The organism is Sinorhizobium americanum (assembly GCF_001651855.1).
Taxonomy (GTDB): Bacteria; Pseudomonadota; Alphaproteobacteria; order Rhizobiales; family Rhizobiaceae; genus Sinorhizobium; species Sinorhizobium americanum.
Genome location: NZ_LNQC01000071.1, coordinates 63,759 through 80,060, shown reverse-complemented (window position 1 = coordinate 80,060; position 16,302 = coordinate 63,759). Strand labels below are relative to the sequence as shown.

At 60.2% G+C, this 16,302-nt stretch carries 13 protein-coding genes; 7 read left to right on the top strand and 6 right to left on the bottom strand.

The window, feature by feature from the left end; all coding sequences use genetic code 11:
* Positions 1–3 precede the first annotated feature (3 nt).
* Positions 4–1,335, bottom strand: a complete 1,332-nt coding sequence (locus ATC00_RS21010) for an SGNH/GDSL hydrolase family protein (protein ID WP_064254245.1) — start codon at positions 1,333–1,335, stop codon at positions 4–6.
* 426 nt (positions 1,336–1,761) lie between these two features.
* Here ATC00_RS21010 and ATC00_RS21005 point away from each other — a divergent pair, with 426 nt between their 5' ends.
* From ATC00_RS21005 to ATC00_RS21000, 3 genes are read left to right on the top strand one after another with little or no spacing between them, the layout of a single operon-like run.
* Positions 1,762–2,193 carry a hypothetical protein gene (locus ATC00_RS21005; RefSeq protein WP_064254244.1) on the top strand — a complete coding sequence of 144 codons (432 nt, stop codon included), beginning with the start codon at positions 1,762–1,764 and terminating at the stop codon, positions 2,191–2,193.
* 59 nt (positions 2,194–2,252) lie between these two features.
* Entirely contained in the window at positions 2,253–2,402 is a 150-nt protein-coding gene (locus ATC00_RS33000) for a DUF5989 family protein (RefSeq protein ID WP_082912469.1), read from the top strand.
* Between the two features lie 12 nt (positions 2,403–2,414).
* Positions 2,415–4,247 (top strand): carbamoyltransferase family protein, encoded by a 1,833-nt coding sequence (locus ATC00_RS21000; protein ID WP_064254243.1) that lies wholly within the window; start codon positions 2,415–2,417, stop codon positions 4,245–4,247.
* Between the two features lie 78 nt (positions 4,248–4,325).
* Here ATC00_RS21000 and ATC00_RS20995 read toward each other — a convergent pair whose 3' ends face one another.
* Positions 4,326–4,817: a hypothetical protein gene (locus tag ATC00_RS20995; protein ID WP_064254365.1), complete on the bottom strand. Its 492-nt coding sequence runs from the start codon at positions 4,815–4,817 to the stop codon at positions 4,326–4,328.
* 635 nt (positions 4,818–5,452) lie between these two features.
* Between ATC00_RS20995 and ATC00_RS20990 the strand changes: the two genes are divergently transcribed.
* The 4 genes from ATC00_RS20990 (at position 5,453) to ATC00_RS20975 (ending at position 11,505) form a co-directional block, all read left to right on the top strand.
* Positions 5,453–7,606: a polysaccharide biosynthesis protein gene (locus ATC00_RS20990; protein WP_412458411.1), complete on the top strand. Its 2,154-nt coding sequence runs from the start codon at positions 5,453–5,455 to the stop codon at positions 7,604–7,606.
* Positions 7,607–7,663: 57 nt separating this feature from the next.
* Positions 7,664–8,860 (top strand): glycosyltransferase family 4 protein, encoded by a 1,197-nt coding sequence (locus ATC00_RS20985; RefSeq protein ID WP_064254241.1) that lies wholly within the window; start codon positions 7,664–7,666, stop codon positions 8,858–8,860.
* Between the two features lie 168 nt (positions 8,861–9,028).
* Positions 9,029–10,111 carry a glycosyltransferase family 4 protein gene (locus ATC00_RS20980; RefSeq protein WP_064254240.1) on the top strand — a complete coding sequence of 361 codons (1,083 nt, stop codon included), beginning with the start codon at positions 9,029–9,031 and terminating at the stop codon, positions 10,109–10,111.
* Positions 10,112–10,341: 230 nt separating this feature from the next.
* Positions 10,342–11,505 (top strand): calcium-binding protein, encoded by a 1,164-nt coding sequence (locus ATC00_RS20975; RefSeq protein ID WP_064254239.1) that lies wholly within the window; start codon positions 10,342–10,344, stop codon positions 11,503–11,505.
* A gap of 83 nt (positions 11,506–11,588) precedes the next feature.
* On the opposite strand, the gene ATC00_RS20970 is transcribed toward ATC00_RS20975, so the two are convergent.
* The 4 genes from ATC00_RS20970 to asnB are packed head-to-tail and all read right to left on the bottom strand — an operon-like array spanning position 11,589 to position 16,279.
* Positions 11,589–12,533 (bottom strand): NAD-dependent epimerase/dehydratase family protein, encoded by a 945-nt coding sequence (locus tag ATC00_RS20970; protein WP_064254238.1) that lies wholly within the window; start codon positions 12,531–12,533, stop codon positions 11,589–11,591.
* 15 nt (positions 12,534–12,548) lie between these two features.
* On the bottom strand, positions 12,549–13,541 hold the full coding sequence (locus ATC00_RS20965) for an ATP-grasp domain-containing protein (RefSeq protein WP_064254237.1): 993 nt from the start codon (positions 13,539–13,541) through the stop codon (positions 12,549–12,551).
* Positions 13,538–14,278 (bottom strand): PHP domain-containing protein, encoded by a 741-nt coding sequence (locus tag ATC00_RS20960; protein ID WP_064254236.1) that lies wholly within the window; start codon positions 14,276–14,278, stop codon positions 13,538–13,540. The genes ATC00_RS20965 and ATC00_RS20960 overlap by 4 nt, the downstream gene beginning before the upstream one ends.
* Positions 14,279–14,317: 39 nt before the next feature.
* Complete coding sequence (gene asnB, locus ATC00_RS20955; protein WP_064254235.1) at positions 14,318–16,279, bottom strand: asparagine synthase (glutamine-hydrolyzing); 1,962 nt, start codon at positions 16,277–16,279, stop codon at positions 14,318–14,320.
* Positions 16,280–16,302 lie beyond the last annotated feature (23 nt).

Below are 16,302 nucleotides of genomic sequence, written 5' to 3'. Positions count from 1 at the left end.
AAATCATTTGATCGCTGCAGTTATCGGAGGGCCGGTCTCCTTCGCCGCTATCGACCGGAGGATCTCGTTCGCAACGAATTTGGCTCCGGCGCGACTGAAATGAGCGTCAGGCGCGTACAGTACAATGGGGTCGGCCTGAGCGCGCATGGCCTCATGAAGATCGATGACGGGGATCCCCTCTCCCGCGGCAGCAGCGAGAACCCTCCTCCTCAGCGGGTCGAAAGGCTGATCCGATGAGAACGGTCCGATGAAACGGTCCATCCGCGGTATGTAGATCAGTGTAAAAGTGCCACCCCAGCTCTCGGTCAGTTCTTTCGCGCGGTGCAGTATCTGTCTGAACTCCGGCTTATCGCCGGCAATCTTCGGATACACCAGCCCCAGCCTCGCCAGGGTTTGCTGCAGGGCGACGAAATTGCGCAACAGGGATGTTCTCGTGAGAAGGTCGACACTCGTCACCGGGCTATTTTTTCGCTCCGCCAAAATGCTCCTAGCCTCGCGCATGGTTGCTTGCGCCGTTGACTGCAAACCGTAATTCGCATTCGGCGAAAGCGCTTCTCGGAGCCAAGGCACCGCGAGTTCCCGCTCCAGATTCTCCCAATCGTTGCCTTCGACGAAAGCCATCATCACATGGCGCGGATGCAAAAGCTCACCGAAGCGACCGAGCATTGCGAGTTCGACCAAGGGGCCATTTCCTCGAATGCCTATGCTCGCGGTGGCAGCACCGCCCGCCCGGGCGCTCGATGCAAGGTCCTCGCCCGGAGGCAGGCAGAAGCCTTCGACGAACGAATCTCCGAGAAGCATCAGATCCAGCCGGCGGTCATACACATCGTCGGGATTGTTGAAGCCGTACCGGTCCGCCGTGTAGCTGACGATGCCGGCCTTGGACGTGCACAGCACCACTTGCGTCGCCGGAAAACCCGACAGCAGGGCCTCGGGGAGTTCATCGGTGCCGGAAAGCCGGTTCAGGCTGCGAAGCGTAAAGCCAGGAACCATGTTCTTGTTGCGCCTGAGCGTTTCGGCCTGCGCCTCGCTAAGCTGGCCAAGCATTTCCAACCGGACTGACACGACAGAGACCGTATGCATCGCCTCGAAGAGGAAGAAGCCGAGCAACATGCTCGAGGCACAGACGCCGACAAGTGCGGAAAAGCGCGGCTTCGTAAGCAAGCCGATGGCAATGAGGGCGGCTCCCAGCAGCCCTGGGATCAGCACGTAGCGGATGAAATGCGGAGTTTCGGCTGCGAACAATTGGTAATGCAGCAGCGCGTAGACGGGGCTTAACAACAGGTACAGGCCGGGAACAGTGCATGCCACAAGCCCGAGATGCCGCTTTGTCATGACATCTTGTCCTCTCCCGCGAACCGTTCAGCAAACGTTCCTTACAGGTCTCCTTGTTCAGGAGGCCGATCCGTTTCTGTTCTGACGGTTTTGGCTGATAAGAGTCGTATCTCTTGCACTTGAACTCACACAAATGAATTCAGAATAGGAATTTGATACGAGAGCGTTTTGTGCTGCGGAATATACGGCGTTTTACCGATCGAGTCTCCCCCAAAAACTGGCCGGAAACGCAAGTTTGATCAATGCCGCCGTTCCGTTTAGAGCGCAACTACACGTGACGCGCCTTCTATATCCAATGGTATATTGACCGGATCGGTCGCCGCTTGTTCTATACGATGCGTCCTATATTATTCCTCAACGAAGGCGATTGCATTTCGCTCAGTATCCTACTTTAGAGATTAGCACTGGCCGCTGAGGGCGTTCCCGATGAACCAGGCGCACGAGTCTTTTTCCGAGCATGCCTTGGAGGGGCCGTCGAACCGCAGCTTCGGCTACACGGTCGGTGGCATCCTCCTCGCTTTTGTTCTGGTGCGGTGGTTTATCAGCGGCGGGCTCACTCCGATCACCACAGGGCTTGCAGGCATCTGCGCTGTCCTCGTCCTGTTGGCGTTTGCCTCTCCCGACCTGCTCGCCTTGCCGAACCGGCTGTGGACGAAACTCGGCCTGTTGCTGTTCAAGATCGTCAATCCCATCGTGATGCTTCTGATTTATGCGACGGCCTTCGTTCCGATCGGGCTCTTCTTGAGGCTGCGCGGCTACGATCCGCTCGTCGCTTCGTTCGACAAAGGCGCGGACACTTACTGGAATAGGCGGCCACCGCATGAACCGGACCCGATGACGATGCGCAATCAGTTCTGAACGCGAGACAGTTGTGAAGCGACAAGACCGTTGTCGGTTGAGAGTGGAGGAAATGCGATATGGAACTGATCCGTGAACTCTGGGCCTATATGGGCGTCCGCAAGAAGTTCTGGCTCCTGCCTATCTTCATCATACTCGGAGTGTTTGGCGGATTGGTGGTGCTGACGCAGGGTACCGCTGTAGCGCCGTTCATCTACACCCTGTTCTGAGCCGAGCCATCCATGCGTATTCTCGGTATCTCGGCATTTTACCACGACAGCGCGGCGGCGATGATCGAGGATGGGCTGATCGTCGCTGCCGCGCAGGAGGAGCGCTTCACTCGCAAGAAGCACGACGCCGGATTTCCGGCAAATGCGGTGGCCTATTGCCTGGCTGCGGCCGAATGCGACATGGCCGACGTCGATCACGTCGTCTTTTACGATAAGCCGTTTCTGAAATTCGAGCGGTTGCTCGAGACCTATCTCGCGACAAGTCCGCGCGGTTTCAGCTCCTTCAGGATGGCGATGCCGCTCTGGATTAAGGAAAAGCTGTTTCAAAAGAAGCTGTTGCGCAGGCAATTGGGAAAGCTTGCCGGATCAAAGGAATGGGTCGGTTCGCTGCTGTTCACGGAGCATCACCTGGCCCATGCGGCAAGCGCGTTCTTTCCGTCGCCCTTCAAGAGCGCCGCGGTGCTGACGATGGACGGGGTCGGCGAATGGTGCACGACGTCGATCGGCCATGGCCGCGACAACGAGCTCGAGATACTGAAGGAGGTACGCTTCCCGCACTCCCTGGGGCTGCTGTATTCCGCCTTCACCTACTACACCGGATTTAAGGTGAATTCCGGAGAGTATAAGGTGATGGGATTGGCGCCCTATGGCCGCCCGCTATTCGCGCAGAAAATACTGGATAATCTGATCGACCTGAAGGACGACGGCTCGTTCCGGCTCGACCAGCGCTATTTCGACTATTGCACCGGTCTCACCATGACATCCCCCGCCTTTCATCGACTGTTCGGCGCCGAGCCTCGAAAGCCGGAATCGCCGCTGACGCAGCGCGAGATGGATCTCGCTGCTTCGATACAGGCGGTCACCGAAGAAGTCGTTTTGAAACTTGCGAGTTTTGCCCGAGGGGAAACCGGCGAGCGTCACCTCTGTCTCGCCGGGGGCGTTGCCTTGAACTGCGTCGCAAACGGCAAGCTGCTCAAGAAGCGGATTTTCGACGACATCTGGATCCAGCCGGCGGCCGGCGATGCAGGCGGCGCGGTGGGCGCGGCCCTGGCCGCCTGGCACGGCTATCTCGGACACAACCGCACTTTCGACGGGCGGGACCGCATGGCCGGCGCCTATCTCGGCCCAGCCTTCGACCAACGCGACATCGAGAAGCGACTAACGGCCGCCGGCGCCGTTTACACGGTCCTCGACGACGACCAGGTGATCACACGCACCGTTGATGCGTTGGTCGATGAGAAGGCGGTCGGCTGGATGCAGGGTCGCATGGAGTTCGGACCGCGGGCGCTCGGTGCAAGGTCGATTCTTGGCGATCCGCGCTCGCCGAGGATGCAAAAGACGCTCAACCTCAAGGTCAAATACCGCGAAAGCTTCCGTCCCTTTGCCCCTTCAGTCCGGCGAGAGGACGTGGCGGAGTGGTTCGACACCGACGCCGACAGTCCTTACATGCTGCTCGTCGCCGATGTCCTCGACCGGCGGCGATTGCCCCTCGGTCCCGACGAAGCTGCATTGTTCGGCATAGATCGCCTGAACGTTCCACGATCGGAGATTCCGGCAGTCACGCATGTCGATTATTCGGCCCGGGTGCAGACGGTGCATCAGGATACCAATCCACGATACTGGGAGCTGCTCAGCGCGTTCAAGGAGCGGACCGGCTGTCCCGTACTGGTCAACACCAGCTTCAATGTCCGCGGCGAGCCGATCGTCTGCACCCCGGAGGATGCGTTCCACTGCTTCATGGGCACCGAAATCGAGTGCCTTGTCGTTGGCAATTGCTTTCTGCGGAAGGAAGATCAGCCGTCACACCTGCGGCAGGACTACAAGGAGCATTTCGAGCTCGACTAGAGCAGGATGCACTCACATACGCCGCCGCTCGATGAGCGATTTCGCGCCCGTAAATCAGCCAAGAAGTATGAAAGTCCTTCAGACGGCGACCTTCGAAGGATGCCTATTCGACGTGTCCGACGCACCCCAGCGGATGTAGTGGATGGCCGGGATCGGCATGACAAGATGGGGCCTGGCGATCTTTGGCGCACGGACATCTCTTTCGGACTGGAGCGTGCGACTTTCCAGTCTCGGAACGGCGCCGACGGCGGACCGAATGCGACCCGGAGCGATGCCATAGTGAACCGCCAGTCGACGGAAGATGCCGGTCGCGGCATAAATCTCATCGGCGCATCGTAAAGCCTCGCATACGCGTGCCTTGTCCATGAGGCTGATATAAAGCACGCCCGGGATAGACAGAGGCAGGGTTGTCACGATCGGGTCCAGAACCAAGTTGATCGCTTGGGGGGTGACACCATTGAGAACATAGATCACGACACCGGCCTGGCTTGCCCAGTACCCGGCCACGATCAGTTCAGTAGGCAGCCGCCCGCGAGACTCCACGATCTCGATAACGCTTCGTGCTTGCATGTTTCCGCCCACCTCGGTGAAAAATGAGGGGCTGACGCCATGACCATTATGGCAATGCGCCGGATGGCGCATGATTCGATTACACTTTCATCGAAAGCTTGAATGTCTAAGCCTCAAGTACGGCGTTGAAGACTAGCTTCTTCATCCGCGTTACGCCATATGCCTTTGGATATATAGCCTCGTTAGCTATACACCTTTCTCGTGAGATACAGATGGGCCACGGCCGCATTGTGCGCACGGCGAATTTCATCTGCCAAAACCTCGAACTCCATGCCCGTCGGGTGGCTTCGGCATGCCAGGGGCTCGACCGCTCAGCACAGTAAACTTTTGTGAAAAACTATACGCCTTTGACTTAAGAGCATTTACAACTACTGAATTACGTGTTTCTTATTATGGATCATTTGATCGCGATCTAGCCCACCGCGATGAGTAACCTTTTGTCGAAGTAGATTTATCAAGCCTTTCGAGCTGGTCGACAACAGACTTACAGACGCACCGTTCTCTACCCCACCATTAAACCTTCTTGAGGGAGGTGCGGTTTTCGTTCGGCGGAACGGCAGGCTTGCAGAAATTAGGAAGGGCCCGTCATGCAGCGTTTTTACGACGCCGCGAAGGCAGTGCGCGATAGTTTCCTAATGTTGCCGAGAGGCGGAGCAGCAAGATCATCGGCCAAAATGTTGCTACCGGTATTCGGTGCGGCCCTCGATATCGGTTATCGGCGTCTGCGAGGGGCCGTTTTCAGCATTCAGAAATATCCTGCCTTGTATCTTGCCGACCTTGGCTCCGCAGGCGTCGCGCTGGCCGTGGCGCTGCTGCTGCGTTACGGCTTTGCGGAGCTCAGTACGAGGCCTGAAACCGCCTCCGTCCTGTTGTGGTCCGGTGCTCAGTACCTCGCCATTTGCGCAATCATTTTCCCGTTGTCGGGCCTTTACAGCCGAAACTGGAAATACGGCTCGATCTCCGATCTCCTGATCATTCTTCGCGCAGTGCTCGCGACGTCTCTCTTGCTCATTTCGCTCCTGTTCTTTTCGACAAGACTGATCGATATGCCGCGATCCGTCGTGCCGATGCAGTCGCTGCTCCTGATCGCCTTCCTCGCCGCCGCGCGGCTGAGCTTTCGCGCCGATGAAATCCCACTGGCGCGTCCCGTTTTCAAGAATGGGCGGCGCAACAAGGGGATGGGCGACGATCACCAAGTACCGCTGCTGCTCGTCGGAGCGGGCGACGCCGCAGAGCTTTACCTGCGCGCACTCGCGCGGGATCCGAATGCCACCCATGTGCCGGTGGCCTGCCTCGACAAGAATGCAGACCAGCTCGGGATGAGCCTGCGCGGCGTGCCAATTGCGGGCCGGATCGAGGATTTCGAGCAGGTGGTGGCGGAACTGCAGCAAGCCAACAGGCGGCCGCGTCATGTCGTCTTCACGGAAGCGCCGGCGAACTTCGGCGAAACCGCGTCGGACGAGCTGCTACGGTCCGCCGAAAGGCTCGGCATCGCCGTATCGCGCCTGTCGCAGCCGACCGAGTTCAAGCGCGCCAAAGGAGACAATCCTTACGAACTGCGGTCGGTCGAACTCACCGATCTGCTGGAGCGTCCGCAAGCGGCACTCGACCGCGAGGCGATCGCCCGGCTTGTTCGTGGACGGCGCGTGCTGATCACCGGAGCCGGCGGGTCGATCGGAAGCGAGCTGACCGCGCAGGTCGCTGCCTGTGAGCCGGCGGAAATCGTGCTGGTCGACAATTCGGAATACAATCTCTACTCGATCGACATGACGCTCGCCGAAACCCTCCCGAACGTAACTTCGAGGAGTTACCTTTGCAGCGTCCGCCGCAGCCAGCGTGTCGAGGAAATTTTCGAGCGGCATCGGCCGGAGCTGGTCTTCCATGCTGCAGCCCTCAAGCATGTGCCTATGGTGCAGATGAACCCGCGCGAGGGCATCCTCACGAACGTCATCGGCACGATGAACGTCGCCAATGCGGCAAAGAAATACGGCACACTGGCCATGGTGCAGATATCGACCGACAAGGTTGTGAACTCGACAAGCATGATGGGTGCGACGAAGCGGCTCGCTGAGCTCTATTGCCAGGCGCTCGACCTGCAGGGCCTCGAAACCGGCAAAGGCCCGCGGTTCATGACCGTCCGCTTCGGCAACGTGCTGGGATCGAGCGGATCGCTGATCCCGCTCTTCAAGCGCCAGCTTGCAAGAGGCGGACCGTTGACCGTGACCGATCCATGCATGACGCGTTTCTTCATGACGATCCGCGAGGCCGTGGAGCTGACATTGCAGGCATCGGCCTATGGTTTCGAGAAACAGCTCGGACAGGGAGAGATCTTCGTTCTCGACATGGGCGAGCCGGTGAAAATCATCGACATCGCGCGCCGCATGATCCGGTTGGCCGGCTTCACACCGGACCAGGATATCGAGATCAAGATCATCGGTTGCCGCCCGGGCGAAAAGCTCTACGAGGAGCTCTTCGACGAGACCGACAAACGCATAACCTCGCCGGTGCCTGGCGTTCTCGGCGCGGTTCCGGAGCCGATTCCCTTGCCGACGCTCCGGGACGCGTTCGCTCGCCTGCAGCGCCATGCGGAGCGGGGCAATGATCCGGCGGTCGTGGCGGTCATGCGCGAGCTGCTTCCGCGCTACGAGCACGAGGCCGCCATGACGAAGCCTCCCGCCGTGAACAAGAAGCGGGGCCGGCTCCAGCCCGCAAGGCGCAGCAAGCCTGGGGGTCCACGCCGGCAAATCTACCAAAACAGCGCCCGCGGCGGACTGCGATTGCCGGATTAGATAAGATGGAAAGCACGCGGGAGGTCGGCCTTGAGGTCCGCTGAGCATTTTCCGCGCATGCAAACCGAGGAGATCGTCACTGCAGCGGGTCCCTCCGGTGTCGCACAGCCTCCGACGCGCAGACGCGTGATCGCCGTCGTCGCAAGCCTGACGGCGTCTCTGACGATTTTTCGGCTGGAGTTGCTGAAACGATTGGTCAGCGCCGGCCACGAAGTCATAGCCTTCGCTCCCGAGCAGGACCCGCGGGTCGAGCAGGCGCTCGCTGAAATCGGCGTTCGCTTCGTCCGCATTCCGATGGTGCGGACCGGTCTTAATCCGCTGCAGGACATCCGGACCTTCTGGTCGCTGCGGCGACATTTCAAGCGGCTGAGACCGGATATGGTCCTTCCCTACACGATGAAGCCGATCATCTATGCCGGCATTGCCGCCCGAACGCTCGGAATCAGGGAGCGGTGCTTCCTCGTCACAGGACTCGGCCACATCTTTTCCGACACCCGCGGTCGCTCCTTCAAGGCGCTCGCCATCCGCCACCTGTGCGTCCAGCTGTATCGCCTCGCGTTCAAGCGCGCGAGGGTCGTTTTTGTCTATAACGACGCGGATGCAGAAGACATTCGCCGCTATCATATGCTGCCGGATGCGTTGACGCCTACGATGGTTCCCGGATCCGGGGTAGACCTGGAGCATTTTGCTTTTGCGCGAGCGGCTGGCGGCGGGCCTGTCTTCCTTATGATCGCACGGCTCCTGCGCGACAAGGGAGTGATGGAATATGTCGAGGCCGCGAGGATCGTGCGACGCACTTTCCCCGATGCCCGATTTCAACTGCTCGGTCACTTCGACAGCAACCCAACGGCAATCTCGCGCGAGGAGATCAAGGATTGGGTCGGCGAAGGAATATTGGAGTATCTTGGCACCACCGACGACGTGCGCCCCTATTTGGCGGGATGTAGCGCCTTCGTCCTACCTTCCTACTATCGCGAAGGCATTCCGCGGAGCATCCTCGAAGCGCTGGCGGTCGGCAGACCGGTAATCACGACGGATCTGCCGGGCTGCCGCGATACGGTGCAGCCGGGCGTGAACGGCATGACGGTGAAGCCGCTCGACGTCCCCACGCTTGCAGATGCGATGACGGCGTTGGCGCGCGATCCGGATCTCGCCAAAAGAATGGGTAGGCGCTCGCGGGAACTCGCGGAAAACCGATTTGACGTGCATATGGTCAACAGAATCCTCTTCGCGGGCATGGGCCTGACCGATTGAAGGACGTTCAGCGGATCGTTCCTCCGATCGATGCATGGGCAGCGCCGAACTTACAGTGCCGCGCGTCATATCAGGCGCGCAAAGGTCGCTGTAGAACTTTTGAATTGCTGCATGTCTTTGTCCATAAATCGAGGTCGATCTAAGGAGATATGCAGTAGGGCCGCCGCAATGATAATGCATGTCATTACCAACTTCACCGCCAGCGCAGGCGCTGAGACCATGCTGGCACGCCTGCTTCAGGGTTCAGCCGATGAACGCGTCGTCGTCGTGTCGCTGATCGGTGTCTCGGACCGGAACCGCAATCTCGCCGACAATCCGAGAGCTGCCTATGTATCTCTGACCGCCTCCTCCCTCGGCGCGCTTCCAGGTGCGGTCCTGCGGCTCGCCCGGCTCATCCGGAAGGAACGTCCCGATGTAATCTTGTGCTGGATGTACCATGCGATGATCGTTGGCACGATCGCGGCCCAAATGGCCCGGTCCGAAGCAGCGGTTTACTGGAACATTCGCCAGTCCTTGGACGATCCGGCTTCGCTTACGCGCAGTTCGCGCCTCGCAATTGCCGGTGCGAGGCTTCTGTCGAGCCGGTCGGCCGGGATCATCTACAACAGCGCGCGCGCCCTCGAGTTGCATCGGGCCTACGGCTACGCAAACCGGAACATGGTCGTCATCCCGAACGGCTTCGACTTGCCGCGTGTCGATCCCCCCGAAGCGGCAACCGCCCGCCGGATCGGCATCGTCGGTCGATTCCATCCGCAGAAGGATCACGCCACCTTTTTCAAAGCCGTGGCTGCCGTCCGCAAGACGCACCCGCAAGCGCACTTTTCCGCAGCCGGCAACGGGCTTTCCCGCGAAAACCGCGCTGTGGTCGACTTAATGGCGGAGGCGGGTCTGCCCGAGCACGCGGTCGATCTCAGGGGCGAGATCTCCGACATGCCTTCCTATTACCGCAGCATCGACGCCTTGGTGCTGTCGTCGAGGACCGAGGGCTTCCCGAACGTGATTGCAGAAGCGATGAGTTACGCCAAGCCGATCGTCACGACGGACGTCGGCGATGCCGCCACAGTCGCAGGAAATGCCGGCATCGCCGTACCCGCGCGCGATCCGGAGGCACTCGCCGAGGCGATCCGCGAAATCCTCGACCTTTCCCCGACCGAATATGCCCGTTATGCCCACAACGCTCGAGAGCGTGTGAAAAATGAATACGCAATCACCGCGATCAGGGCAAAATACGCAAGTTTTTTAATGCGTTAAACTCCGGATTGATGAAGTGTGGTCCTGATATCATTTCATTCCGACAGAAGAAGCGAGAATTTTCAACGCTAACGCTCTCAATTTCAGTTGTGAAAACCATTGCACATTTCTAGAATAGGTAGTATAAGGCCTTCGTCTCCATACAATTCTACGTATTGGATTAGGCTAAAGTCCACTTTTGCGCCCTATTCTGAAATTATCCGCCCTCCTGCAACTGCTAGGAGATCATGATGATTTTTAAGGGAACCAACCTCACCGATACGATTCTCGGCACTCTCTATGACGACGAGCTGTGGGGCTATGCCGGCGACGATTACCTCGATGGCCGCGAAGGCAATGACCGGTTTTTCGGTGGACTCGGCAACGACCACATCAAGGCAGGCATCGGTGACGACTACGTCGAAGGCGGCGATGGCAACGACCGCATCGAGGGTGGGCTTGGGACCGATACGCTTATCGGCGGTTTCGGCAACGATATCTTCGAAGGCGGTGATGGCAACGACATCATCGACGGTGGCGACGGCCATGATCACATCCTGGGCGACGGCGGAAACGACAAGATCTACGGTGGAGCAGGCGAAGAGTACATCGACGCAGGCTACGGCGATGACATCATTTATGCCGGCTCGGGAAATGACGGCTTCAACAATCGCATAGATCCGGCCACTGGAAAGCTGACGCAGCAGGCCGTCTCGGGTGGCGCCGGCAACGACACGATCTATGGCGAAGAGGGCAATGACGCCCTGAAGGGCCAGTCGGGGCACGACCGCGTCTATGGCGGCATCGGCGACGACATCGTCGATGGCGGTGACGGGAACAACTATCTCGACGGCGGCGACGGCAATGACGTCCTCGACTCCGAAAACGGCGTCGACGAAGCCCACGGCGGCATGGGCAACGACAGGATCGCGGTCGGCGACGGCAACGACATCGCCTTTGGGGATGACGGCAACGACATCCTGACTGGTGAAGGCGGGGCCGACTCGCTCAGGGGCGGCAACGGTATCGACCTCATCTATGCCGGTGATGGCAATGATACCGTGCGCGGCGACGCCGGGAAGGACACCCTCATCGGTGAAGGGGGGAGCGACATCCTTTGGGGCGGCGCCGACTCCGACCGTTTCGTCTTCAAGGCAACCCCAGCGCTCAACGGCCAAGACACGATCATGGATTTCCAGGATGGTGTGGACTTCCTCGTCATCGAGAAGCTCGGAGTCACGCAATATTCAAGCTCCGGCGCCAATGGCACCGTCTATGCCTACAACACCACGGATGGCGACGTGCTGCTCAAGGGTCTCAACTCCGCGGGCCACGCCTTCTCCATCCTCGTGGACGATCCGAACGGCAGTCTCTCCGCCTCCAACTTTTCGAGGGGCGACTTCATCTTTGCCTGACGCTACACACGCCTAGCTGCGTAGGATTGGGAAGGCGCCGAACGCCCGCGCCTTCCCCTTCCAAGCATGCCGGCCGGACATCGTCAGCGTTGGCCTTGTGTGTCCTCGAACTCCGCAAATCCGGTCTCCGTCTTCCAGGCTTCGATGCCCTCGCGAAAGGAGCGAGGCCGATAATCGAGATGCTTCGCCGCCTTGGCGACCTCGAGCGCCCTGAAGCCCCGAGCGGCCGCATCGGTGACGGCGGCCTCGACCCCAATGAGGGCCCGGTTTCCCCCGACGACATCGGCAACCGTCTGCGCCGCTTCCAGGGACGCGCAGGAGCGACCGCTCCCGGCATTGAAAACCCCGTCCACGCTCTTTTCCACCGCCCTGAGCGCCAGCGTCACGACGTCGTCGACATAGACGAGGTCGACGCTGTATTGTCCGCCGTCTGCTATGATCAAGGGGCGCCCGCCCGCGAGCGTCCGCAGAAAGGCAGGCACCATTCCCGTGCCCTGCATGCCCGGACCATAGACGGACGCGAGACGGAGGACCGTCACCGGCATCGCATTGGCCCTGCCGAAAGCCAGCAGGCAAATCTCGGCAGAGAGCTTGCTCGCCAGATAATAGCTGGCTCGATGGACGGGAAAAGTGGCGCTCGTTTCCGATGCGGCACCGGGATCCGGCGCATAGACCTGCGCGGATCCGAAGAGAACCAGCCGCTTCAACCCCTGGGAAGCCGCCTCTATCGCGACTTGCAGGGCGCCGTTCGTATTGACCTCGAAACACCTCGCGGCCTGGCGGGCGTCGCTGAGATCGGCCGGAATGTAGGCGGCGAGGTGAAGCAGGGCATCCGCTTGCCCTACCACGGGCAGGGGATCGCCGATTGACCATTTCTCGATCCGCAAGTGAGAGACATTGCGCGCGGCGACCCGCTCGGGATCGCGTACAAGTGCCGTGACGGCGTAGCCTCGCGCAAGTGCCTCCTCAACGAGTCTCGCGCCGACAAAGCCCGTTGCTCCAGTTATCACCAGTTCCTTGCGACTCACGGCAGGTCTCTTCCCTCAGGCTTTTTCTTCCCGACGAGCGGCGGCCGCGACGAGATCGCCGGATTTGACCACTGTCTCCGACCAGTGGCGCAAAATGGTCACCGGCATGATCTCCGGCTGAACGACCGGCTCTCCAAAAAGCAAGTGCCGGATGCACATCTCCACTTCATTGAAGCCGGCATGGATCCTCACCGCGGTGGTGCCCGAAAACCGCGCATTGATCTCGAAAATCCTGGGAACGCCGTCGTCGAGGCGGAACTGGAAATTTGCGGGCCCGTGGGCGCCAAGGGCGTTTGCCGCCTGTGCCATTGCCGCGTTGAGGGCCGGAAACGGCTCGGCAAAGGCTCGATAGGTATTGCCGTCGCGCAGGTCACGGCGCATGACGATAGTCGCGCAGCATTTACCGTCGAAGGTAAGTGTGCCGGCCGTGTACTCGGTGGCATCGGAACCGACATATTTCTGTATGACGATGCCGGGCTGCTCGGCTATGGCGCGCCTAAGCTCGTCTCGATCGCGGACGATGCCGAAGCCGATCGACCTGGCGCCAATTCTCGGTTTGACGACAAGCGGAAAGCCGCACTCTTCGATCAGCGTCTCCTCGTTGCCTGGCAGGCAGGAAGGAACGAACCCCAGTCGGCGTTGCCGGAGGAACTCGGAGGTAAGCCACTTGTCGTCGGCGATGGATACGACATGCGACGAACTGATGATCACCTTGGTTGCGTAGGTGCTTTCGATCGCTTCCCGATTGGCTGAAAGGATCGGCAACTCCACATCCGTCCCGGGAATGAGGATGTCGGGCCGCTCCGCTCGCAGCAGATCGCCCAGCCTGTCCAGATATTCCGGGTCCTTCGCCATCGGAACGAGATAGGCGGCATCGCCCCAGTAGAGCCCGGCCGAGAGCGGGCTCGGGTCCCCCACGACTATGGTCGCTCGGAGCGCGGAGCGCCGCAAGGCGCGAATGATACCCTGTCCCAGAAGGGCGCCCGCACCGGTGATGAAGACCTTCATGTCAGCCCTACCCCCAGCTCAAGAAGCTTGTCGCGGCAACGGCCCAAGTCGCTCAGCTTATGCGCATCGGATCCAATCGAAACAAACGGATTGATCTCGTCGCACAACGCCAGGAACGCGGGCATATCGACCAGGTACGAGGAGTTGATCTCGATGGCGATCCCCCGCGCGAGCGTCGCCGTCATCAGCTTGCGAAAATAATTCTCCGGAAACTGACCGTATCGCCTGAGGCTCATCCCACCCGGATGCCCGAGCACGTCGATCGCCGCATTCGCGATCATTCCCATCGACAGACGAAATTCGATTTCGGCCGTCCGCTCGAAGGACAGTTGCCTGAAATCGAGATAGCCGCCTCGCCCGTCCGGCAGGCGGTGGACGACGCCAAGAACGATATCGCAGGCGTCGAGCACGGATCGCGACACATCCAGCCGTCCATCACCGTCCATGGCTTTCGTCTCGCAGCCGACATAGACGCGCAAATCGCCGAAGCCATCCGCAGCGGAAAGGATCTCGGCCTTGAAATCGGGAAACCAGGACGTGTCTTCCCGCACATGCTCCGTGAAGGCGAGCTCGGCGAGGCCGCGTTCCTTTGCCGTTTGCAGCACCTCGAGCACCGTCGCCTGCCCGTCGGTCCAATTGGTGTGGACCTGGAGTTCCACATTCAATTGCTGACGACCGAGATCCCGAAAACGGGAGAACACAGGCTTGCCGCTGTCCGTCTTTCGTTGAGGTTCCATATTTTCGTCGCGCCCTTGATAGGCTTCCTTCTGTCTCGATCAGTCGGAGCGCATCCAGCGCTCGTGCCAAAGGTTGAACATCAGCACCGCCCACAATTGCGGACCCCAGTCGCGGCGACCGGCAAGATGTGCCTTCCAGCGACTGACGATCGGCTCGGCCCAAAAAATTCCATCGCGCTGCAGGCGAGACGGCGACAGCATCTCTTCCGCCCAAGCGTGCAGCGGTCCGCGTAACCAAGCATTGATGGGAACGCCGAATCCGCGTTTTGGAAGATTTATGAATTGTTCCGGCAGCCTCCTGGACAAGAGCTTGCGTAGTGCGGGCTTGCCCGGAGCTTCGGCAAAGCACAAAGCCCTTGGCGCGCGCCAGGCCAGTTCGACGAAGCGGTAATCGAGCAACGGAGCCCGCATCTCTAGCCCCACTGCCATCGAAGCCCGGTCCATCTTCACGAGGATGTCGTCGGGCAGATAATCGACCATGTCGCTGTACATCATTCTGTCGACTGGGCCGAGGCAAGCCGGTATCCGCTTCGAGGTCATGGCGGTCGGAGGCTCCGCTCCGCCGAACACGACCTCGTCCGGATGTGACCAGATCGAGCGAAAGTCGAGGTAGCGGGCGTCCGGGTCCTCGATCTCCAGGAGCTCGGCAAGTCTTCTCAGTCGATTGCCGGTCACTTCGTCCTGAAGCGAGGACGGGCGCGCATGGCGAGCCGCCGCGGCGGCCACTTCCAGTGCCCAGTGGGGCGCATGCCTTGCCGCCTGCAGGGCAACGGCAGGCGTTTTCCTCGCCAATCGGTCGAAGGCGAGCATTTGCCGATAGCGCTTGTAGCCGCCGAAAAACTCGTCGCCGCCGTCACCCGAAAGTGCCACGGTTACGGTTCTTCGCGCCAGTTTCGATACAAGCAGCGTCGGAATCTGTGAAGGATCGGCGAAGGGCTCGTCATACACGTCCGGCAACTCGGTAACGACGCCCAGTGCCGTGTCGGGTTCTGCCGTGATCTCCGTATGATCGGTGCCGAGCTGCCTCGCGATACCTGATGCCAGGTCCGCCTCGTTATACTGTTCCTCCAGGAAGCGCACGGTGAAGGTTTTTACACGCGAGGTCGAAACTTCCTGCATGACGGCCGACACCAAGGAAGAGTCGACGCCGCTGGAAAGGAGGGCCCCCACCGGCACGTCGGAGACCAGCCGTTCGCTCACCGCCCGTTTCAGCTCCGCGTCGAGCGCGTCCAAGGCTTCGCCCGGGCATTCGATCCGCTGCGCATAGCCTCGCTCCACCGCCTCGAAAGCATCCCAATAGCTCCTGGCTTCGCTCAGGGCGGCGGCAGCCGACGCCGGCGGCGTGTCGACCGAGAGGCTCAGCCAGGAGCCATGCGGAAGCTTGAAGATGCCGCGGTAGATCGAATAGGGGGTCGGCACGTAGCCGTATCGCAGGAAAAGCGTGGCAGCCTCCGTGTCTACTTCGACGGAGTGGAAAGACGGATGCGCCCTGATGCTTTTCAGCTCGGAGCCGAAGGCAACGCCGCTCTTGGATATGCCGATATAGAGAGGCTTCTTTCCTATGCGGTCGCGAGCGAAGATGATCTGCCGCGTGACGCTGTCATAAAGCGCAAAGGCAAACATGCCGTTGCAGCGCTGCAACGCACTTTCCAGACCATAGGCTTCGATCGCCTCCAGGAGCACTTCGGTATCGGCGTGGCCGCGGAAGCGAGCGCCCTGCTCCTCCAATGCGGCCCTCAGGTCAAGGAAGCCATATATCTCGCCGTTAAAGACAATCGAGTAGCGGCCGCTGCTCGAATGCATAGGCTGGGCACCCGTGGGGGAGAGGTCAATGATGGACAGGCGGCGGTGGCCGAGCCCTACACGACCATCGCGATCAAGCCAGGTACCCAAGGCATCCGGCCCGCGGTGAGCGAGGGTGTCGGTCATGCGCGTCAGTATCTGCGCCGCCTCCCCGCCACCGTGCTGCGCATAATCTATCAGGCCGGCAATTCCACACATGAGAATTCCTCCTGCCCGTTGCC